Origin of the sequence: Bacillus sp. DE0042 (assembly GCF_007680225.1) — a bacterium.
Classification (GTDB): Bacteria; Bacillota; Bacilli; order Bacillales; family Bacillaceae_G; genus Bacillus_A; species Bacillus_A wiedmannii.
Genome location: NZ_VEJP01000007.1, coordinates 1 through 20,055 on the forward strand (window position 1 = coordinate 1; position 20,055 = coordinate 20,055).

The window sequence follows — 20,055 nt, forward strand, 5'->3', positions numbered from 1 at the left end:
GAGTCCATATAAATATAGAACTCAGGTTGCTTAGTTGCGCTTTTTTAATACTGTCTACTTGACAGGGGTCACTGCAAACGGTAGCCCTTTATTTTAGAAGTGTTTAGAAACTAATTCTACTAACGCTTCTTTCGGTTTGTAACCTAACGCTTGATCAACTACTTTACCGTCTTTTAATACGAAAAGAGCTGGAATGCTCATTACTTCGAATTGACGAGCAGTTTCTTGGTTTTCATCCACGTCTACTTTTACTACTTTTACTTTTTCGCCTAGTTCTGCATCAATTTCCTCTAATACAGGAGCGATCATTTTACAAGGTCCACACCAAGGTGCCCAGAAATCTAATAATACAACACCTTCGCTAGTTTCAACTGCGAAGCTTTGGTCATTTGCATTTACAATTGCCATTTTATTTCCTCCTTCAAGTATATTCTACCAAGAGTATATCATTAACTTATATACGTGGCGAATAATATGTATCGTTATGTATTGTAACAAAAAAGTGTTCCTTTATACTATATAAAAATACGGATTAAATACTAAAAAGATGAGAGACAGGGGATCTCTCACCTTTTCTATATATAGGGGTACTTCACTTGGAACTCAAGGGTACTCAAATCATGAATGTACTTTTAACTTTTTAAACTCTTCTGTTAAAAGAGGTAAGACTTCAAATAGATCGCCAACAATACCATAGTCAGCTACTTTGAAGATACTTGCTTCTGGGTCTTTATTTATCGCAACGATTATTTTTGAGTTAGACATACCAGCTAAATGCTGAATCGCACCAGAAATACCGCATGCAATGTATAAGTCTGGCGTAACAACTTTACCAGTTTGACCAATTTGTAATGAGTAATCGCAATACTCAGCGTCACAAGCACCACGAGATGCTCCAACAGCGCCGCCTAATACGTCAGCTAACTCTTTTAATGGCTTGAATCCTTCTTCACTCTTCACACCGCGTCCACCAGCGATAATAACTTTCGCTTCAGAAAGGTCAACACCTTCTGCCGTCTTACGGACGACATCTTGAATAATTGTACGTAAATCTTTCACATCTACTGTAATAGAAGACACGTCACCACTGCGAGACTCATCTTTTTCAAGCGTCGCAATGTTATTTGGACGCACTGTCGCAAATAAGATACCGTCTGTTACAATCTTCTTCTCAAACGCTTTACCAGAGTAAATTGGACGAGTAAAGATAACATTTCCACCTTCAACATCTAGAGCAGTTACGTCAGAAACTAGACCAGCTTCAAGCTTCGCTGCTAATTTTGGTGATAAATCTTTACCAAGTGCTGTATGTCCAAATACAATACCTTCTGGCTTTTCTTCAGCATATACAGCTGAAAATGCTTGTGCATAACCATCAGATGTATATGATTTTAATTTATCATTTTCAACTGTCACAACGCGATCTGCACCGTAATGAATCAATTCATTTGCAAAAGAGGCAACGCTGTCTCCAACTAGAAGACCTACTACTTCACCGCCTTCTGCAATTGTTTTTGCTGCTGCTACCGCTTCAAACGAAACGTTACGTAGCGATCCATCACGAACCTCACCCATTACTAATACTTTACGAGCCATAGATTTTCCCTCCTGCATATATAATTTCGTATTTTATTAGATTACTTTCGCTTCTGTATGGAGCAACGATACAAGTTCTTTTACTTGATCTTGCAGCTCGCCTTGTAACACTTTTCCTGCATCTTTCTTAGGAGGCAAATAGATTTCAATTGTTTTTGTCTTTGCTTCCACATCATCTTCTTCTAAATCTAAATCATCTAATTCTACTTCTTCTAGTGGCTTTTTCTTCGCTTTCATAATACCTGGAAGCGATGGATAACGAGGTTCATTTAAACCTTGTTGTGCTGTTACTAAAACTGGTAATGAAGTTTCAATCACTTCCGTATCACCTTCAACATCACGCTCAATCTTCACGTTTGTACCGTCAATTTCAAGTTTTGTAATTGTCGTTACGTACGGAATATTTAACGCTTCTGCTACGCGTGGACCAACTTGTCCAGATGCACCATCAATTGCAACGTTCCCGCCTAAAATTAAATCTGCATCTTTATCTTTTAAATATTCAGCAAGTACTTTTGCTGTCGTGAACTGGTCACCATTTTCCACATCATCTTCAATATTAATTAATACAGCTTTATCGCAGCCCATCGCTAATGCCGTACGAAGTTCTTTCTCACTATCTTCGCCACCGACTGTTACAACAGTAACTTCGCCACCTTGTGCGTCTCTTACTTGAATTGCTTCTTCAATCGCATATTCGTCGTAAGGGTTGATGATGAATTCCGCTTCGCCATCGTAAATTGCACCGTTTTTAATTACGATTTTTTCTTCTGTATCAAATGTTCGTTTCATGAGTACGTAGATGTTCATTCCATTTACCCCCTTGTTTTTCAGAAAGATTCTATCAATTTTAATTTTCTGTTAATTTATATTAAAAAAATAATTGAACTACCTGCCACTAAATGAAGGCTTACGTTTTTCTAAAAACGCTGCTACACCTTCTCTTCCATCTTCACCCGTAAATACTTCACCAAAGATTTGAGCTTCGCGTTGTACACCTTCATAATAATGAGACGATTTCGTCGTTTGCAATAACTCTAGTACAGCACGAGTCGTCGCTGGGCTTTTTCCAGCAATCTGTTTTGCAACTTTAAGCGTATCATCTAAAAATGTTTCTTCAGCAAAAACTCCGTTAACAAGTCCCCATTTTAATGCTTCTGCACCAGTAATCGGTGTACTTGTTAACATCATTTCACAAGCTTTCGCTTTCCCAACATAACGTGGTAGTCGCTGTGTACCTGCAAATCCAGGGATTAATCCAAGTGTTAATTCAGGTAAACCAAGTTTTGCACTTTCAGTTGCAAAGCGCATGTGGCAAGACATAGCAAACTCAAGGCCGCCGCCAAGTGCCGCTCCATGAATTGCCGCGATAACTGGTTTTGAACATTTTTCAACACGCTCAAACGTAACTTGTCCAAGCTGCGCTAATTCTGTCGCTTGCTTCGCTTCAGTAACAGATGTAAATTCTTTAATATCTGCTCCCGCCGAGAAGAAGCGCCCTTCACCGTGAATAACAACAACACGAATGTTATCATCTTTCTCCACTTGATCAATTAATTCAGTAACATCATGCATAACTTGTGAAGACATCGCGTTGGCTGGCGCATGATTTAACGTCGCCACCGCGATATGATCTTCAACTCTTACAGATAGGAATTTCAACATGATCCCTCCCATTATTGACGATAACCACAAGCTGCAATAAGTAGCCCATGTACCGTTTTTGAAAGTGCGACCAGATCATACTTATGATCGCTCATTACCCAATTGGTCACAACTTCATCTACTGTTCCAAAGATCATTTGTCTTGCCACGCGAACATTTAAATCCGCTTGGAATTCACCTTGCTTTATACCTGTCTCTAAAATCTCATCCATAACTTGTAAGTAGCCTTTTAATACTTCATTTATTTTCAGGCGTAAGTCTTGATTGGACTGTCTTAGCTCTAATTGCGTAACGATAGCAAGAGGATCATTTTGTGATAACAGCAAGAAGTGCGTTTCTACCAACATGAATAACTTCGATACAGCGCTTTCAATTCCTGCTGTTTTTTGACGAATTGTTTCGACAAAATCTCCCATCTTCTCTTGAAATAAGGATATTAATATATCTTCTTTATTTTTAAAATATAAATAAATCGTGCCATCAGCTACCCCAGCTTGCTTTGCTATTTTAGAAACTTGCGCTTGGTGGTACCCATTCTCCGCAATCACAATGACTGCCGCATCAATAATTTGATTGTATTTCGGTCTATTTTTTTTCACTTTACTGTCCCCTTCAAGAAGATGACTGAATGAATAGTCATTCATATTCTTATAATACTGACTATTTAGAAAAGTGTCAATCCTATTTTTTCAAAAAGAAAGGGCCTTAGCCCGTTTGCTCATCCTCATTTTTTCTTTTCTCTTCATCTATTAGGACACGGCGTAAAATTTTTCCGACTGTCGTTTTCGGCAGTTCATCTCTAAACTCATATACTTTCGGCACTTTATAAGCCGCTAAATATTTACGCGCAAACTGGTTTAATTCTTCCTCAGAACACTCCGCACCTTCTTTTAACACAACAAATGCTTTAACTGTCTCTCCCCTGTACGGATCGGGAACTCCAATCGTCACCACTTCTTGCACTTTTTCATGCTCATATAATACTTCTTCTACTTCACGAGGATACACATTAAATCCACTCGCAACAATCATATCTTTCTTACGATCTTTCACATAGAAAAATCCATCTTCATCCATGTAACCAACATCACCTGTATGAAGCCATCCGTCTTGTAATACAGCTGCTGTTTCTTCTGGCTTATTCCAATACCCTTTCATAATTTGAGGTCCCTTTACAACAATTTCACCAAGTTCACCCGGAGGTAAAGCCTCTCCAGTTTCAAGTGACATAATGTTTGCCTCTGTATCTGGCCACGGCACACCAATACTTCCTGGCACGCGTTTTTCCCACAAAAAATTCCCATGTGTAACTGGCGACGACTCCGTTAATCCATAACCTTCTACCAATTTTCCACCTGTAACTCTCTCAAACTCTTCCTGTACTTCTACAGGAAGCGGGGCAGATCCACTAATACAAGCTTGAATAGAAGAAATATCATATTCTTTTAAGAGGGGACTATTTAATAGAGCAATATAAATGGTCGGTGCCCCTGGAAATAGTGTGACTTTATGTTTTTTTATCGCTTCAAAAACCATTTTCATATCAAACTTCGGAATCAGCACCATTTTATATCCTTGCATAATACTTAAATTCATTACAGCTGTCATCCCATACACATGAAAGAACGGAAGGACACCAAGAATTACTTCTTCTCCTTCTTTACAATTATATAGCCAATGAGCTCCCATTAAAGTGTTCGAAACAAGGTTTTTATGCGTCAACATAACGCCTTTCGGAAATCCAGTTGTTCCTCCTGTGTACTGTAAAAGAGCTAGATCATTTTCAGGATCACAAGGCACTTCAACATTAACATTACTTTCTCGTTCTACTGATTTCCATAGATGAATCGTTTCGCTTTCCGACACATTCACAACAAGATTTTCCTGCTTTTTTTGTACAAATGGATAAAGTAAATTTTTAGGGAAGGGTAAAAAGTCCGCAATCCGAGTTACGATAATATGTTCAATTTTTGTAGCAGATTGAACATTCGTTACTCTCGGAAACACTAAATCGAGACAAAGAATTACTTTTGCTCCCGAGTCATGAAGCTGGTATTCTAATTCTCTTTCTGTATATAGTGGATTTGTTTGTACTACGATACCTCCCGCAAGTAATGTACCATAATAACCAATTACAGATTGCGGACAGTTCGGCAACATAATAGCAACTCGATCACCCTTTTCCACACCGAGCTTTTGAAGATAATTTGCAAACCTCTTCACCTTATCGTGGAAGTCTGAAAATGTAATATCCTTCCCTAAAAAGTGAAGCGCTTTCTTTTCTGGATAACGGGAAGCCACCTGTTCCACATATCCATGAAGCGGCTGAATATCATAAGAAATCGTACTTGGAATTTCTTCTGGATAACTTTTCAACCATGGTTTTTCCACCTTCATTCCCCCTTCAAATACATAAAAATAAATGAATGTTCATTCATGATGGTTGTTTTCATTATATTATAGTCGCCATAACGTTACAATCATAATATTCTGACTTTTATATAACTATGCTTCACTCCATTAACTTCTTATTATATGTATAAACTCTCCTAATCTTAAAAGAATAAAAGAGTTATTATTTAGCTCAACCTTATTATCGTTAACACAGCTCCTGGTGTAGTTGTTGATAACGTTGCAACAGCTAACAAACCAAATAGTTGCAAACTAATGGCACTTCCAGCCGCAAGAGTCGTAATAATTGTTGCACTAAATGATGTAGTTGCTAACGCAGGAGAATTGATCGTTCCAGCAAGAGGTGCACCATTAATTGTAATCCGCGAACTGACTAATAATGAAGCCGTTATATTAATCGTATATGAAATATAATAATTCCCAGCATTTGCAGCCGTAAATACTGTATTTCCCCCAGACACCGTAATTCCCGGACCGATATTCTGATTGTTTGGAAGTGGGACATTTGTTCCACCGAGAAGTACCGATATTGCTGAACCTGACGTATTATTTGCAAAAGCGTATGTTGCCGTTATACTTGTGCCAGTTGCCCCCGTGTCTCCTGTTGGACCTGTTACTCCTGTTATTCCTGTTGCTCCCGTCGGACCCGTTGAACCTGTTATTCCCGTCGCTCCTGTTGGACCTGTTGCCCCTGTTATTCCTGTTGCTCCCGTTATTCCCGTTGCTCCTGTCACTCCTGTTGCTCCTGTTATTCCTGTTGGACCCGTTGCTCCTGTCACTCCTGTTGCTCCTGTCACTCCTGTTGGACCCGTTGCCCCTGTTGGACCCGTTGCTCCCGTTATTCCCGTTATTCCCGTTATTCCCGTTGCTCCTGTTATTCCTGTTGGACCCGTTGCTCCCGTTATTCCCGTTGCTCCTGTCACTCCTGTTGCTCCTGTTATTCCTGTTGGACCCGTTGCTCCCGTTATTCCTGTCGCTCCTGTTGGACCTGTGTCACCTGTTGCTCCCGTCGGACCTGTTGGGCCTAGCTTAGGCACTGTCCCATCGCAACTAAAACAACATGAATCAACATGTACACCATTTTGATTATTACACCCACAATATCCATTTATATTATTGCTCCATGAATACATGCTGACCCCTTCCTTCAAATTCAATCTTTTAAGTATAAGCAACACATAAAAAAACACCTATAAATAACCTAGAACAACTTTACTCCGTACATTCTAATAATTATTACATGTGATTCTCACTCCTTTTGCTTGTACTTTCGCCTTCTTGCTCAAACGAAATTCTTTTTCTTAATAAAACAGCTTGATGTTCTCGTACTTGGAGCACCTTATTTCTTATGGTTAATGAGGGAGAGTGAGAAAAAAGTTAATTAAAAAAGAGGCTTCTTGTTAGGAGCCTTCTTTTTTTATTCGTTCTTATAGGTCAAAAGGAAACTATCTTTTTTTCACGAATGTAACCTATGAACATAACTAGGAGGGATAAATATGTACCAAACTATTGAAGGCTTCTTGCAATCATGGACATACGAGGCTGAGTCTACTCAAAAGATGCTCGATGCATTAACCGATGAATCTTTATCACAAGAAATTGCACCTGGACACTGGACGTTAGGCAGAGTTGCTTGGCATATCGTGACGGCAATTCCTGTTATACTATCTGGCACAGGGCTTAAGTTTGAAGGAGAAACGAAAGATTATCCTGTTCCACCTTCTGCAACAACAATTGCTGATCAATACCGTAAAGTGAATGTAGCTTTTGTTGAAGCTCTTCAAGGCGAATGGACAGATAAAGACTTAGCTACTATTAATGACTTCTTTGGTCGTCCTATGCCGAATTTTATATTTTTAATGACACTCATTAATCATCAAAATCACCATCGTGGACAAATGACGGTTTTAATGCGACAAGCTGGCTTAACAGTCCCTGGCGTATATGGTCCTGCAAAAGAAGAATGGGCTGCAGCTGGAATGGAAGCTCCTAAAATGTAACAACAAAAAAGGACAAGGTGTTTACACATCTTGTCTTTTTCTGTAACTTGTTTCATGTGAAACTATTTTCTACTAAATGGTATTTTATGAGAAAATACGTTAAGATAAATTCATATTAATTGGAGGGAACTAAATTGAATACAAAAAACAAAAAAATAACAATAAGAACTCTCTTATTAACTTCTATCATTGGCGTTATCGGTGTATCTCTTTATTTCACAAGTTATGGTACCCCTTGGGGAAAACAAACAGCAATTGCTGAATCAAAAGAGTATATTACAAAATACTTTAATCTAGATGCAAAAGTCAAAAATACTTCTTACGATTCTAAAATGAATAGCTATGCAATCGCCTTTGAAACAATTGAAGATGGAGAATTTACTATCGAATATAAAGGTCCTAATAACTTTAACATTTCTCCAGGAGTACAAGAGTATTTAAGCAAACACTATAATTTTACAGAGTAGTAACGAAGCATACATATACAAAAAAGAGTTGGTATAACGCCAACTCTTTTTTTATTCTTGTCATACTGTTATATCTTCCTTCTCTATATTTTTAATTCCGTAATATGCAATCGCAGCTCCAATCGCTGCAAATGTGAATTGAAGAGGAAGAAACGTCGCTATAGGAAATATGGGCTGGTTATTAATTGCGATTAATACAACGATAATAGAAGAAACGATTGTAGTCGGCACTGAACGTTTACGCATTCCGAAATATAGAGGAATTAAGCTTATTCCTGCCGTGGCAATGGCTAAAGGAATAAGATTTATCCCTTCTTGAATCAATTGATCTACTGTGAATGAATTAGGAAGAATTGAAAAATAACTATCTATCCCAAAGAAAATTCCTACTACTAAAATGTTCGATACAATAACTGTTATAAATGTTAATGTTGCTGTAATGGCCAACTTACTAACCATCATTTTCTTTCGGTTAATGGGATAAGAAAACATGAGTAATATTGTTTTGTTTTTATATTCATCAATTATTAGTTTCGCTATGAGTACACCACCAAAAATAATGAATGTTGCTCGTACTAATGTACTAGCCATCAACAACATTGTCTGTGGATCCCTTATTTCCGGATCACCTTCTACTTGAGCAACGATGCTCGTAAAGATCATTAATGCCAGTATAGCGATATTTGTAATAACTGCCCCTTTCACATACCAGCCAAGCTTAAACTTTTTCAATTCTAGCTTCATAAGACGTAGCATAATAGTCCTCCTTTCATTTTAAATTTAATCGATATAAATCGCCCCTGTTTTACTTAAAATCTTCACTTCGTTTTTTGCATCACCGATGGTTCCTTCTTTTATCTTTTCTGTATTTTTATCTTTCTTAAGTCCTTTTAAATCTATCATTATGTCAGTCGAATTACTTTTGGCCGTAAGTTTCAATGAAGCTGGGACATCTTTATACCTTACGCCAATGTCGCCTGATTTTGTTTCTATAAATAATGATTTTCCTTCTGTCATATCTTTCAATAATACTTCCCCAGATGTTGAAGTGATGTTCATATTTTCATTTTTTATATTTTTCACACAATTATCACCAGTAGTAGAAGTTATATTTACTTCTTGTAATGAACTATCTTTTAACATTAAATCTCCACTTTCGAATGTGAACTCCCCCTTATCTGCCGATAGTCCTACAATCATTTCATCTCCAGACTTGCCTTTTGTCACGATACTTTTTACTACTATATCGCTTATTTTCACATCACCCGCTTTATTATTTAATACAATTTTATCTATTTCTTTCTTCGGAACAGCTATAGATATACTATTTTTCTTCCTAAATGTAAAACCATTAAAAAATTTGGTCACCTTTTGTTTTTGCTTAATCACAACTTTATTACCGTCATTTTCTATTTTGACGGGATCTATCTCTTTATCTACTTGTTGACCTTGGGCGGAAACTACTATTTTATTAGAGTCTGTACTTTTAAATTCAATATCCCAGTTTTCATTGTCTACTTCTATTTCTTTTATATTATTTATCTCAAAAGACTTTTCTTTCTTAAAATCTTTCCCCTGAAACACCTTAAAACCAAAAACTACACTAGCAATTGTAATAAGTAAAATTGCAATTACTATTATTTTTTTCACTATTCATACCCCAGTTCGTTGTTGTTTTAAGCTTACTTCACGCCACATCAATCTTGTCGATTTTACGATATGAAAGATAACTAATGAAAATCCCTAATAAACAGAGCACTATTGGGATAGCGATAAAATTAAACATACTTACTTGACCGTTTCCAGAACCAACGTTACTACTAATTAGCATCCCAATTATTACTGCAGAAGTAATTGTTGTCGGTGTCGATTTCTTTCTCATCCCAAAAAATAAAGGAATTAAACTTATACCAGATATCATAAATGCACTTATAAAAGTAGTTGGAACGATAGCTATTATTTCACCTATCGTAGCTGGCGTTTCAATCAGTCCCATCATTGGACTCACAAAATATACAAGCAAACTAATAATGAAAGTAGCAATAATCGTGCTCACAAAACAAAAACAAAAAACAATTGTTAATTTCGCCCTCATTAGCATTTTCCTTTGTAGCGGGTACATAAACGATAGTTGCATCGTTTTGTTCTTATATTCATCAATTACTAAACGTGATAAAAGAACTGAACTAAAAGTAATGAATGTTATCCTAATAAAAATGTTTATTAAAGCCATTTGTTGTGTGAAGTCAGAGAGTAGCAAATCTACCTCGCCTTTCCCTCCCAACACCATGATGTTTACTACGGCGAAAATTGCTATAATACAAATTGCTACACTTTTAAAATAACTAGATAATTGATGCTTCTTCCATTCAAGTTTCATTAATTTAAACATATAAACCACGCCTCCATTACCGACATAACTATCTCTATGCTACTAACATTCTAATTCCAGCAGTAACTACGCTTAACATTCCTATCACTAATAAAATTAACAACCATTTCCGCTCTGGTTTTCTATAATATAAAATCCCACTTATGAACATTACGATTAATCCGCTTACTAGATTCACTAACAATCCATTAAGCATGAATGCCCTCTCCATCCATTACATTTAAGAAATACTCCTCTAAGGAACTATGTTTCTTATTAATACTTTCAATTTCTACGTCGTTCATAATAAGTGCTTTTGAAATGGTTTGCTGCGTCGCCTTCAATTCATACACACGAATCATGGTTCCACTCATTATTTTGTAGTTTTTTATACCAAGTTTATCTTCTAAAATATAAGCTGCACGTTTCACATCAGGAACAGTCATTTCAATGTACTCTGTTTGCTTTCCGTTAATACTCTTCATTGAAACTTCTTTTATTAGTTTTCCATTTTGAATTACACCAATTGTATCCGCCATTTGTTCCATCTCGCCTAAAATATGACTAGAGACTAATAACGTAATACCGTATTCTTTGCAGAGCATTTTAAATAAGTCTCGTAACTCTTTAATACCAATTGGATCTAAACCGTTAATTGGTTCATCTAAAATGAGCAATTCTGGCTTTGTCACGATTGCCCTTGCAATACCAAGTCGTTGTTTCATCCCTAATGAAAAATCTTTTACTTTTTTATTTTCTATGCCGTGCAGTTTCACTAAATGTAAAGCATGATCAATTGCGCTCTTGTCGTAATACCCCATATATTCACAATGTAATTCTAGGTTTTCCTTCGCCGTTAATTTATCATAAAAGATTGGATATTCGATAATTGTCCCCATGCGCTTTAACAATTCATAAGATGTATCCGTTAACTTCTCACCAAAAATTTCAATATCACCGCTCGTCGGTTTTATTAAATTTGTGATCATTTTCATAATCGTTGTTTTACCTGCACCATTCGGTCCTAAGAAACCGTATATCTCTCCTTTTTTTACATGCATGTTAACGCTAGAAATAACTTCTTTCCCTTTAAACACTTTCGTTAGCTGATTCGTTTTTAATATATATGTCATGTCATTTTCTCCTTTCGCACTACTTTATATTTCTATAATAGACAACGGAAATCTCTTTTTTCTTACCCGTTCCTTACAAATTCCTTACGCTGAAAAAAAGCTTGTAGAATTTACTTCTCTACAAGCTAAAACAGCATCTTTTTTAATACAACTGTAAAAATTGTTTTTTCATACGGCTTACTAGAAAGATGTATTTCTCCGTCCATCGCTTCCACAAGCCTTTTCGTAATCGTTAATCCTAGACCGCTTCCTTGATACAATCTATTTCTTGAATCTTCAAGTGTGTACATACGCTCAAACACTTTATCAATATGAGATTCATCAATTCCTTTTCCTGTATCCCATACATCTATATACACACTCGTTTCATCATCTCTTAGTGTCATCCCAAGTGTCTTTCCATCGTCTCCATATGTAATTGCATTTGATATAAAATTATTTAGTACTCTACCTAATACTTCTACATTTCCAAGTGCATATATATTTCTTTCTGGTATATCAATATGAACTTGAAATCCTTTCGTCGTCACTAAATCATAAAAAGACAAAATCTTCTCCCGACAAACTTCATTCATATTTACTTTTGTCATCTCAATTGCCTTGTCACCAGATTCTAATTTTGCTAAATCAAAAAACTTATGAATCAGTTCCATTACTTCTAGTGTTTTCACATGCACCTTTTCAAGTAATATTTGCTGCTCTTCTTTATTTATCGTTTTATCCTTATTTAACATTTCTGTATATCCAAGAATAACTGTTAATGGCGTCTTTAAATCATGTGAAATATTGGAAAGCATTTTTCTCATCGAAATTTCTACTTTCGCATGATCTGCATTCGTTTTCTGTTTTGCAGCTAATAATTGATTAATTGCCACTAATAATTTTTGCAATTCTAGATCATCTGTCATAACGAGTAACTTCTCGCCTGTTTGTTCATTTACAATACTTTCTAACTTTTCGTATGTGTATCGTAAATTTTTGCTACTGTTTTCCCTCATTTTATACTGTATGTAAATGACACATAACAATATAAAAATAATACCTATTAACAAATTGACCATATTACATCACTTCCAACTTATAGCCGATGCCCCATAACGTTTTAATATACTCTGGATTAGATGGATCACTTTCAATTTTCTCGCGCAATCTTCTCATATGAACATTTATAACATTATCATCACCGTAATACTCTTCGTTCCAAACTAACGTATATATTTGCGCTTTTGTAAATACACGATTTTGATTCTTTACGAATAGCTTTAAAATCTCAAATTCTTTTAAAGTCAGTTTGAGGGGCTTTCCGTTTTTTTCAACCGTAAAATTAATTGGATCAATTGCTAAATCACCAATTTGAATCATCTTTTCTGTTGTTTCTGTAGCCGAATATTTCGTAGACCTCCGAATACCCGCTTTTACACGTGCAGCCAATTCAATCATAGAAAATGGCTTACAAATGTAATCATCTGCTCCCAGTCCTAATCCAACAGCTTTATCAACATCTGTATCTTTTGCCGACATCATTAAAATCGGAACTGCACTTTTTTCCCGAATGATTCGCACAACCTCTAAGCCATCTAGCTTTGGCATCATAATGTCGAGGATAACTAAATCAAAGGATGATTTAAAAAATGCTTGCACCCCTTCTTCTCCGTCAGACGCGATTGTAACTTGAAAACTTTCTTTTATTAAATACTTTTCCACCATCTCTTGAATTGAGATATCATCTTCAACTAATAAAATATGATGTGACATATGTCTATCCCCTTTTTCACAAACATTAACATTTCAATTGTATCGTAACGAATGAATACTGGAAAGAATTATATGAATTTTCAAACCAGCTTCCCTTCCTTCCTTAACAATGATATGATAAAATTCACTACTATTGTTCATAATTAACTTTATATAAAGGAGACTTATCATGTCAGAAAACAAAAAAGTAAGCTTAGCTGATTTAATGCGTGAACAACTTGCAAAGAAAAAGCAAGGAAATGGAAATGGTTCAAATAATACAAATCAAAGCCAAGAAACGAAAAAATTACAAAACCAACAAACAAAGAAAACAAACAACCAACGTAGACGTACAGGTGTATAAATGAACGGACAAAAACGCTCTAATATCGCACCCGGTCTTGAAGTTGATATTGTATTAAAACAAGATCAACGCACCGGTAAATTAACACGTGGAATTGTAAAAGATATTTTAACTAACTCCCCTTCTCATCCGCATGGCATTAAGGTGCGATTGCAGGACGGGCAAGTCGGTAGAGTACAAAATATCGTTCAATAAGAAAAGGAGCTCAAGTAAACTCGAGCTCCTTTTTCTTTATTAACCTTTAATTTTCTCGATGAAAACTACTTTTAAATAGTCTCCCTCTTTAAATTGATCAATGGTACGAAAATCTTCTGGTAAAGAATGTTCTTCTAATATTTTGTATTTACCATTCATTTCTTTAAATGCTGTATCGATAAAGCCTTTAAACTTTTTCATATCGAATGCGCTACAATTTGTAGAGGCAACGATAATCCCATTATTTTCTGTAATCGCAATTGTTTCTTTTAATAAGTTTTTATAATCTTTCGCTGCACTAAATGTATATTTTTTTGAGCGTGCAAAGCTTGGAGGATCAAGTACAACCATATCAAATTTCATCTTTTTCTTAGCTGCATATTTGAAGTAAAGAAATACATCTTCTACAATAATATCTTGCGCTTCATAATCAACTTCATTTACACTAAATTGCTCAATCGTTTTACTTAAACTACGATTTGCAAGGTCGACACTCGTCGTTTTATTCGCTCCGCCAAGCGCTGCAAATACAGAGAAAGCACCTGTATAAGAGAACATATTTAATACTGTTCTCCCCTTTGCATATTTATCACGAATTTGTTTTCGAACGTTACGCTGATCTAAAAATACACCAACCATCGCTCCGTCATTTAAATAAACAGCAAAGTTCACACCGTTCTCTTTTACGATAAGCGGGAACTCACCGCGTACTCCTGCTACGAAATCATCGCCTTCAATGTATTTCCCTTTCGTATCAAAACGCTTTTTCTCATAAATACCTTTAAAGTTTGCTACTTTTTGAAGAGCTGCTATAACCTCATCTCTGAAAGTATAAATCCCTTCACTATACCAACTGACTACATAATAGCCGTCATAATAATCGATAATTAAGCCTCCAAGACCATCACCTTCACCATTTAGGGCACGGAATGCTGTCGTATCACTTGATTTGTAAAATTGCTTTCGTTTATGTAAGGCAGATTTTATTTTACTTTCAAAGAAAGATTGATTAATTTGTTCACTCTCTTTTCTCGTTAAAATCCAGCCGTATCCTTTATTTTGTTTTCCATAATAACCTTTTCCGACAAAATTGTTCTTCTCATCTACTACTTTAATGATTGTTCCTTCTTCCTGAACATCATTTGAATTTTGAATCGCATCTTTTAAAATAAGCGGATATCCACTTTTAATTTCTTTTATAAATTTCGGTTTTATTTTTACAGTTACTTCTGATCGCATATAATAACTTCCTTTCCATTTGCATGCTTTCTCTATAGGAAGCATTTAAAAAACGAGCCTGAAAAAACAGCCTCGTTTCACTATACCATATTATTGCTTTGCTAGTACAACTCGCTCATTCTCTCACTTAACCGCCACATATTTACTACATTTTGAAATGGAAATCTTACTGTCTAAAATAATAAAAAAACTTATTTATTTCACATTTACCATTGACAATGATAATGATTTTCATTATCATTTAATGTATATGAGTTCTCGAAAATAAAGGCTACATTTATAGGAGGAATAAAACATGATTATTGTTACAAATACAGCTAAAATTACAAAGGGAAATGGGCATAAATTAATTGAGCGTTTTAATAAAGTAGGTCAAGTCGAAACGATGCCAGGCTTTTTAGGATTAGAAGTTCTTTTAACGCAAAATACAGTTGATCATGATGAAGTAACAATTAGCACACGCTGGAATGCAAAAGAAGATTTCCAAGGTTGGACGAAGAGCTCAGCATTTAAAGATGCTCACTCACATCAAGGCGGGATGCCAGAATATATTCTTGATAATAAAATCACTTACTACAATGTTGAAGTTGTACGTATGCCAATGGCTGCAGCACAGTAAACATATTTCTTTTTTAAAGTATAGAATATGAGAAGCGTTACCACTTCTCATATTCTATACTTTTTTTACTGTCTCTTTACTAGTTTCGCATGCACGACTAACCTTCCTGCTTCCGGATCAAGTGCATAGTCACACGTCGAAAGTGTTACGATTTGATCACTTGTTGTCAATTTTATATCCGTTTTGTACAGCGATTTTTCTTGAATTTTCTCCAAAAATGATGTGTATTCTGTATCATTGCTAAAATCCGTTTCAATGTAATAAAAATCAGTTGTTGTTGTATACACCGAGAACACTTCAAGATCATATCCTTCAAATAATGTATCGTAATATAATTTACGATGCGACATGAAGAACTCTTCATCTAACATTTTCTTTAAACTTCCAAACATAGAACCATCTTTCATACGGTGACCATATAAAATAGTATTTCGATTTTGAGATTTCACATCATTACGATAGTCCATAAAAATACTTCCTGCTCTCATATCTTCACCTTTATAATTACGAAATAAATAGTAATCATTGTCTTTCGCCTGAACGATTGGATAATTAATTTGTGTATCATCCATCGTAATCCATCCAACTATTTCTTGGTTAATTTGCTGCAGAGCTTTGAACTGTTTACGTACTTCCCCGTCTTCTGATTGCTCTTCCATCGGACTCTTTTCATAAATGTTTTGTGCTTCGGCCATTACTTTACGATTTTCATAGTAATCCATAAAAATATCACCTAATTCATATACTGAATAGAAAAAGGTACCTAAAAAAACAACTGTAAGTATTCGTTGAAAAAAAGAATTCTTCTTCCGTTCTTTTTTACTACTCAAATTATCACCTCAAAACGGATTGTTCGCATATTTAAATACCCATTGGGACCATATACAACCCTGTATCTTCATCTTGCTTTACAACGACATCTACACCGTATATCGTCTTTATCATACTTTCTGTCACAACATCATTCGGCTTACCTTTCGTAAAAATTTCGCCGTCTTTCATAACGATGATATGATCACTATAGCGAATCGCCTGATTGATATCATGTAATACCATAACGATTGTCAATCCATGTACTTCATTTAACTCTTTTACTAGCTCTAATATTTCAAGTTGATAATAAATATCTAAATAGGTGGTCGGTTCATCTAAAAAGAGCATTGGTGTTTTCTGAGCTAACGTCATAGCAATCCAAACACGTTGTCTTTCTCCACCAGATAAAGCATGAATCTCTTTATCACGTTTACTTAGTAAATTCGTACATGCTAAAGCCCTTTCGATTGCTTCTCTATCTTCATCAGTTTGCGAGGAAAAAATATTTTTATGAGGCATACGACCATAACTTGTTAATTTCTCTACCGTCATATCTGCCGGTGCTTCATTTTGTTGATGGACAACGGCTAACTTTCTAGCAAACTCTTTCGGTTTATATTGACTAATCGCCTTTCCATCCAGTATTATCTCTCCGCTACGAGGGTCGTGATTTCTTGACATCACGCCAAGTAATGTCGATTTCCCGCAACCGTTTGGACCAATAATTGTTGTAATTTTACCAATTTCTATTTCACTACTAACCGACTTTAATCGATCCGTTACATTATCATACGAAAAGGTTACATTTTTAATTTCCATGAACTTTATCACTCTTTCTAAGCAAGAATATTAAGAATGGGCCACCAATAACTGCCATAATCGTCGCCGCTGGAATTTCGTTAGGTGGCACAATTAACCTTCCAATCGTATCCGCCGTCAAAATTAATAACGCTCCTGCAAGAGCAGAAAATGGAATTAATACTTTATGATCTGAACCGACTAGTTGTCTTGAAATGTGCGGAACGAGTAATCCTACGAAAGCGATAACTCCTGCAATCGCTGTTGATACTGCTGCTAAAAGTACTGCAATAGCAGAAATAATAAGACGAACTCTCGTTACGTGCAAACCTAAGTTTTTCGCAGTCTTATCTTGTAGCGATAATAAGTTACACCAAGCTCCTACAAACAGAGCAAGAATAAGACCAATTGTTCCATATGTAACCATTATTTCTACATCGCCCCACGTCTTCATCGTTATGTTAGAAGTCGTCGTTTGCTTAATACTCTTAATGAAGTATCCGCAAATCGTAATGAACGATTCATTTAATCCAGTGAACATTGCATTAATAGCTATACCAACTAAAATAATGCGAAGCGGACTTAACCCTGACTTCCATGAAAATGCATAAACGAGATAACATGCAAACGCACCACCTAAAAAGGCGAATACGGGTGTCCAGAAAAAGAATTGCGGGAATAACGTAATAATAACAAGTGTCATAAAACTTGCCCCAGAAGATATCCCGATTACCCCAGCATCAGCAAGTGGGTTTTTCATAACAGCTTGAAAAAGCACACCTGAAACGGCCAGAGCTGCTCCAGTAAATAGTGCAATAATAATACGTGGGAAACGTAAATCTTTAATCACTTCAACATCTTCATTCCCCCCTGTAAATATCCCTTGCACAAGCTCAACAATACCTATTTCTAAACTCCCTTTCATCGCTGACAATGATGTCATAACAATAAGCAATGCAGTAACAATGAGGAAACTCCAAGTTTTTTTATTCATTCCACTCTTCCTTTATATTAAAATGCATCACGGATACATCATTTTTTTCAATTCATCTAACGCTTCCATTGCTGCTAAATTACCTGTCGTCCCAAATAAGCGCTCTTCTAAATCGTAAACACGGTTATTTTTAACTGCAGCGAAATGTTTCCAAATATCATTTGTTTTAAATTCTTTATCAAACATTTTCACAACTTCATCAGGCATACCATGAGCTGCTCGTAAAATAATATCTGGATCAGCTTTTTTTAAATACTCTGTATTAGAAGCTAAATACTCTACTTGTTCACCTTGCACAATATTTTTACCACCTAGTTGTTTCACTAAATCTCCAATATAAGAATGCTCTGTTGCTACTAAATAACTCCCTGGTACACCTAATAAAATAAGCACTGTCGGTTCTTTCTTTCCCTTTACTACTTTTTTAATCTCTGCAACCTTGTTATCTAACTTCGTTACAACTGCTTCAGCCTGCTTTTCACGTCCATATTGCTTACCTAAATCGCTAATGGAATTTTGCATATTTTTCAAGCTTGTTAAATCTAAAAAGTTTGCTTTCATGCCCACACCATCAAAAACTGGCTTTAATTCATATTCAAGTGTTGTCACGGATAATACTTCTGACGGCTTTAACGATTTTACCTTTTCCATATCAGGACTCATCGGATTCCCGACTTCAGGTAAACCTTTATATCTCTTTGGTAAATCTTTCGTACTTGTTGGAACACCAACTAAATCTACTTCTAACGCATCCATAATTTCAGTAACAGCAACTGTCGTTGCAACAATTCTCTCTTTACTCTCACTCTTTACCTGTTTTGCTGCTTCTTTTTTGGGCGCCGAGCATCCAGCTATACTCACTAATAGAATGATAGCCATTAGTACACTAGCAATTTTCTTCACTCTCAATCACCACTCCTTTCCAAACAATATGAAACAAGTCTTGATGCATGCGAACATGCATCAAGACTCCAAAAATTACAATCTTCCTGCTCTATATTTACGAACTAGTAAAGCAAGTGACCCAAGCAATAGCACCATGTATAAACCTAGTTGTGCTGTATCTGCCGTTTTTGAGTTTTTCTCTTTTTTTGGATCATTTTTTTGATCTTCTTTTTTCTTCTTATCATCTGCATTTCGGTTAAAGTCAGGATTATCTACTTTTTTCATATTATCTACTTTCGGTGTAATCACTGGATTGTTCGGATCATTTTTCGGATCTTTTTTTGGATCCTCTTTAATCGTGCCTAACGCACCAATATTATTTGTATCAAATTGAATTTGGACATCGTAGAAATGATGGTAGTTCATTTCATTGATATCAACTTTTACTTTTGCATTTAATTTTGCAAATAAATCACTTACTTCAAATTGCACTACTCTCGTATTTGCATTTTTATCTTCGCTTACTACTTTCGCATCAGCAAAAAGACTGTTATTTTCCGTTTGGAATTTTGTAATCCATGCACTATTTTTCAACGTCATCTCAATGTACTTTTTACCATCTTTAACGATTAATTTTGCTGGGTGTACAGTATAGTCATGCATCTTTGAAAGCTCATTTGTTTTATCTTTTAACACTTTAAATGGAATATCATATTGACCATCCACTAAATTTTTCGGATCAACTATTACTTTTGGTTGATTATTTCCGC

Annotated in this window: 25 protein-coding genes; 5 read left to right on the top strand and 20 right to left on the bottom strand. The window is 35.7% G+C overall.

Annotated elements, in window-relative coordinates:
- Positions 1-93: 93 nt before the first annotated feature.
- The 7 genes from trxA to FS802_RS22525 all read right to left on the bottom strand — a co-directional run bounded on the left by trxA (position 94) and on the right by FS802_RS22525 (position 6,806).
- A complete protein-coding gene (gene trxA, locus FS802_RS22495; protein WP_098584329.1) occupies positions 94-408 on the bottom strand; it encodes a thioredoxin in 315 nt (104 codons plus the stop codon).
- A gap of 210 nt (positions 409-618) precedes the next feature.
- Entirely contained in the window at positions 619-1,596 is a 978-nt protein-coding gene (etfA, locus tag FS802_RS22500) for an electron transfer flavoprotein subunit alpha (RefSeq protein ID WP_000101967.1), read from the bottom strand.
- A gap of 36 nt (positions 1,597-1,632) precedes the next feature.
- Positions 1,633-2,406 carry an electron transfer flavoprotein subunit beta gene (gene etfB, locus FS802_RS22505; RefSeq protein WP_001029031.1) on the bottom strand — a complete coding sequence of 258 codons (774 nt, stop codon included), beginning with the start codon at positions 2,404-2,406 and terminating at the stop codon, positions 1,633-1,635.
- A gap of 78 nt (positions 2,407-2,484) precedes the next feature.
- Positions 2,485-3,261: an enoyl-CoA hydratase gene (locus FS802_RS22510; protein WP_000911294.1), complete on the bottom strand. Its 777-nt coding sequence runs from the start codon at positions 3,259-3,261 to the stop codon at positions 2,485-2,487.
- 11 nt (positions 3,262-3,272) lie between these two features.
- Entirely contained in the window at positions 3,273-3,860 is a 588-nt protein-coding gene (locus tag FS802_RS22515) for a fatty acid metabolism transcriptional regulator FadR (protein WP_000742213.1), read from the bottom strand.
- A gap of 106 nt (positions 3,861-3,966) precedes the next feature.
- On the bottom strand, positions 3,967-5,652 hold the full coding sequence (locus FS802_RS22520; protein WP_117616430.1) for a long-chain-fatty-acid--CoA ligase: 1,686 nt from the start codon (positions 5,650-5,652) through the stop codon (positions 3,967-3,969).
- A gap of 188 nt (positions 5,653-5,840) precedes the next feature.
- Positions 5,841-6,806: a collagen-like protein gene (locus FS802_RS22525; RefSeq protein WP_144525505.1), complete on the bottom strand. Its 966-nt coding sequence runs from the start codon at positions 6,804-6,806 to the stop codon at positions 5,841-5,843.
- Positions 6,807-7,169: 363 nt separating this feature from the next.
- On the opposite strand from FS802_RS22525, the gene FS802_RS22530 reads away from it, so the two are divergent.
- Both FS802_RS22530 and FS802_RS22535 read left to right on the top strand, forming a co-directional pair.
- Positions 7,170-7,673, top strand: coding sequence for a DinB family protein (locus FS802_RS22530; RefSeq protein ID WP_000284969.1), 504 nt, complete (start codon positions 7,170-7,172; stop codon positions 7,671-7,673).
- Between the two features lie 134 nt (positions 7,674-7,807).
- Positions 7,808-8,140: a YfjL-like protein gene (locus tag FS802_RS22535; protein WP_001093304.1), complete on the top strand. Its 333-nt coding sequence runs from the start codon at positions 7,808-7,810 to the stop codon at positions 8,138-8,140.
- 60 nt (positions 8,141-8,200) lie between these two features.
- Here FS802_RS22535 and FS802_RS22540 read toward each other — a convergent pair whose 3' ends face one another.
- The 7 genes from FS802_RS22540 to FS802_RS22565 form a co-directional block, all read right to left on the bottom strand.
- Positions 8,201-8,896, bottom strand: coding sequence for an ABC transporter permease (locus FS802_RS22540; protein ID WP_000945190.1), 696 nt, complete (start codon positions 8,894-8,896; stop codon positions 8,201-8,203).
- Positions 8,897-8,920: 24 nt separating this feature from the next.
- Entirely contained in the window at positions 8,921-9,790 is an 870-nt protein-coding gene (locus FS802_RS22545) for a DUF4097 family beta strand repeat-containing protein (protein WP_098654489.1), read from the bottom strand.
- 37 nt (positions 9,791-9,827) lie between these two features.
- Entirely contained in the window at positions 9,828-10,532 is a 705-nt protein-coding gene (locus FS802_RS22550; RefSeq protein WP_098654488.1) for an ABC transporter permease, read from the bottom strand.
- Positions 10,533-10,566: 34 nt separating this feature from the next.
- Positions 10,567-10,728 (bottom strand): hypothetical protein, encoded by a 162-nt coding sequence (locus FS802_RS31235; RefSeq protein ID WP_170771223.1) that lies wholly within the window; start codon positions 10,726-10,728, stop codon positions 10,567-10,569.
- Positions 10,721-11,644 carry an ABC transporter ATP-binding protein gene (locus FS802_RS22555; RefSeq protein ID WP_098654487.1) on the bottom strand — a complete coding sequence of 308 codons (924 nt, stop codon included), beginning with the start codon at positions 11,642-11,644 and terminating at the stop codon, positions 10,721-10,723. Before FS802_RS22555 ends, FS802_RS31235 begins: the two co-directional genes overlap by 8 nt.
- A gap of 125 nt (positions 11,645-11,769) precedes the next feature.
- Positions 11,770-12,705 carry a HAMP domain-containing histidine kinase gene (locus FS802_RS22560; RefSeq protein WP_098654486.1) on the bottom strand — a complete coding sequence of 312 codons (936 nt, stop codon included), beginning with the start codon at positions 12,703-12,705 and terminating at the stop codon, positions 11,770-11,772.
- A gap of 1 nt (position 12,706) precedes the next feature.
- Entirely contained in the window at positions 12,707-13,399 is a 693-nt protein-coding gene (locus FS802_RS22565) for a response regulator transcription factor (protein WP_098654485.1), read from the bottom strand.
- A gap of 169 nt (positions 13,400-13,568) precedes the next feature.
- Here FS802_RS22565 and FS802_RS31240 point away from each other — a divergent pair, with 169 nt between their 5' ends.
- Positions 13,569-13,742, top strand: coding sequence for a hypothetical protein (locus tag FS802_RS31240; protein WP_001293585.1), 174 nt, complete (start codon positions 13,569-13,571; stop codon positions 13,740-13,742).
- Entirely contained in the window at positions 13,743-13,937 is a 195-nt protein-coding gene (locus tag FS802_RS22570; RefSeq protein ID WP_001014310.1) for a YwbE family protein, read from the top strand. It begins immediately after the preceding gene.
- Positions 13,938-13,976: 39 nt separating this feature from the next.
- Here the strand turns inward: FS802_RS22570 and FS802_RS22575 are convergent, their stop codons facing one another.
- Positions 13,977-15,176: a class I SAM-dependent rRNA methyltransferase gene (locus tag FS802_RS22575; RefSeq protein ID WP_098654484.1), complete on the bottom strand. Its 1,200-nt coding sequence runs from the start codon at positions 15,174-15,176 to the stop codon at positions 13,977-13,979.
- A gap of 295 nt (positions 15,177-15,471) precedes the next feature.
- On the opposite strand from FS802_RS22575, the gene isdG reads away from it, so the two are divergent.
- Entirely contained in the window at positions 15,472-15,795 is a 324-nt protein-coding gene (gene isdG / locus FS802_RS22580) for a heme oxygenase (protein ID WP_000587823.1), read from the top strand.
- Between the two features lie 65 nt (positions 15,796-15,860).
- Here isdG and srtB read toward each other — a convergent pair whose 3' ends face one another.
- The 5 genes from srtB to FS802_RS31740 form a co-directional block, all read right to left on the bottom strand.
- Entirely contained in the window at positions 15,861-16,625 is a 765-nt protein-coding gene (gene srtB / locus FS802_RS22585; protein WP_098654483.1) for a class B sortase, read from the bottom strand.
- A 31-nt stretch (positions 16,626-16,656) separates the two neighbouring features.
- Positions 16,657-17,427: an ABC transporter ATP-binding protein gene (locus FS802_RS22590; protein WP_098654482.1), complete on the bottom strand. Its 771-nt coding sequence runs from the start codon at positions 17,425-17,427 to the stop codon at positions 16,657-16,659.
- The gene (locus FS802_RS22595; RefSeq protein WP_001036828.1) at positions 17,417-18,400 is read right to left on the bottom strand and encodes a FecCD family ABC transporter permease; all 984 of its coding nucleotides are present in this window, start codon (positions 18,398-18,400) and stop codon (positions 17,417-17,419) included. The genes FS802_RS22590 and FS802_RS22595 overlap by 11 nt, the downstream gene beginning before the upstream one ends.
- A gap of 27 nt (positions 18,401-18,427) precedes the next feature.
- Entirely contained in the window at positions 18,428-19,309 is an 882-nt protein-coding gene (gene isdE / locus FS802_RS22600; RefSeq protein WP_002096287.1) for a heme ABC transporter substrate-binding protein IsdE, read from the bottom strand.
- 69 nt (positions 19,310-19,378) lie between these two features.
- Positions 19,379-20,055 (bottom strand): NEAT domain-containing protein (locus FS802_RS31740; protein ID WP_260989090.1); only part of this gene is annotated, 677 nt, incomplete at its 5' end.

What these genes read in the sequence shown, in the direction of transcription:
- trxA (WP_098584329.1), bottom strand. Translation starts at nt 408, where the DNA reads ATGGCAATTGTAAATGCAAATGACCAAAGCTTCGCAGTTGAAACTAGC.
- etfA (WP_000101967.1), bottom strand. Translation starts at nt 1,596, where the DNA reads ATGGCTCGTAAAGTATTAGTAATGGGTGAGGTTCGTGATGGATCGCTA.
- etfB (WP_001029031.1), bottom strand. Translation starts at nt 2,406, where the DNA reads ATGAACATCTACGTACTCATGAAACGAACATTTGATACAGAAGAAAAA.
- FS802_RS22510 (WP_000911294.1), bottom strand. Translation starts at nt 3,261, where the DNA reads ATGTTGAAATTCCTATCTGTAAGAGTTGAAGATCATATCGCGGTGGCG.
- FS802_RS22525 (WP_144525505.1), bottom strand. Translation starts at nt 6,806, where the DNA reads ATGTATTCATGGAGCAATAATATAAATGGATATTGTGGGTGTAATAAT.
- FS802_RS22530 (WP_000284969.1), top strand. Translation starts at nt 7,170, where the DNA reads ATGTACCAAACTATTGAAGGCTTCTTGCAATCATGGACATACGAGGCT.
- FS802_RS22540 (WP_000945190.1), bottom strand. Translation starts at nt 8,896, where the DNA reads ATGCTACGTCTTATGAAGCTAGAATTGAAAAAGTTTAAGCTTGGCTGG.
- FS802_RS22550 (WP_098654488.1), bottom strand. Translation starts at nt 10,532, where the DNA reads ATGTTTAAATTAATGAAACTTGAATGGAAGAAGCATCAATTATCTAGT.
- FS802_RS31235 (WP_170771223.1), bottom strand. Translation starts at nt 10,728, where the DNA reads ATGCTTAATGGATTGTTAGTGAATCTAGTAAGCGGATTAATCGTAATG.
- FS802_RS22555 (WP_098654487.1), bottom strand. Translation starts at nt 11,644, where the DNA reads ATGACATATATATTAAAAACGAATCAGCTAACGAAAGTGTTTAAAGGG.
- FS802_RS22560 (WP_098654486.1), bottom strand. Translation starts at nt 12,705, where the DNA reads ATGGTCAATTTGTTAATAGGTATTATTTTTATATTGTTATGTGTCATT.
- FS802_RS22565 (WP_098654485.1), bottom strand. Translation starts at nt 13,399, where the DNA reads ATGTCACATCATATTTTATTAGTTGAAGATGATATCTCAATTCAAGAG.
- FS802_RS31240 (WP_001293585.1), top strand. Translation starts at nt 13,569, where the DNA reads ATGTCAGAAAACAAAAAAGTAAGCTTAGCTGATTTAATGCGTGAACAA.
- FS802_RS22570 (WP_001014310.1), top strand. Translation starts at nt 13,743, where the DNA reads ATGAACGGACAAAAACGCTCTAATATCGCACCCGGTCTTGAAGTTGAT.
- FS802_RS22575 (WP_098654484.1), bottom strand. Translation starts at nt 15,176, where the DNA reads ATGCGATCAGAAGTAACTGTAAAAATAAAACCGAAATTTATAAAAGAA.
- isdG (WP_000587823.1), top strand. Translation starts at nt 15,472, where the DNA reads ATGATTATTGTTACAAATACAGCTAAAATTACAAAGGGAAATGGGCAT.
- FS802_RS22590 (WP_098654482.1), bottom strand. Translation starts at nt 17,427, where the DNA reads ATGGAAATTAAAAATGTAACCTTTTCGTATGATAATGTAACGGATCGA.
- FS802_RS22595 (WP_001036828.1), bottom strand. Translation starts at nt 18,400, where the DNA reads ATGAATAAAAAAACTTGGAGTTTCCTCATTGTTACTGCATTGCTTATT.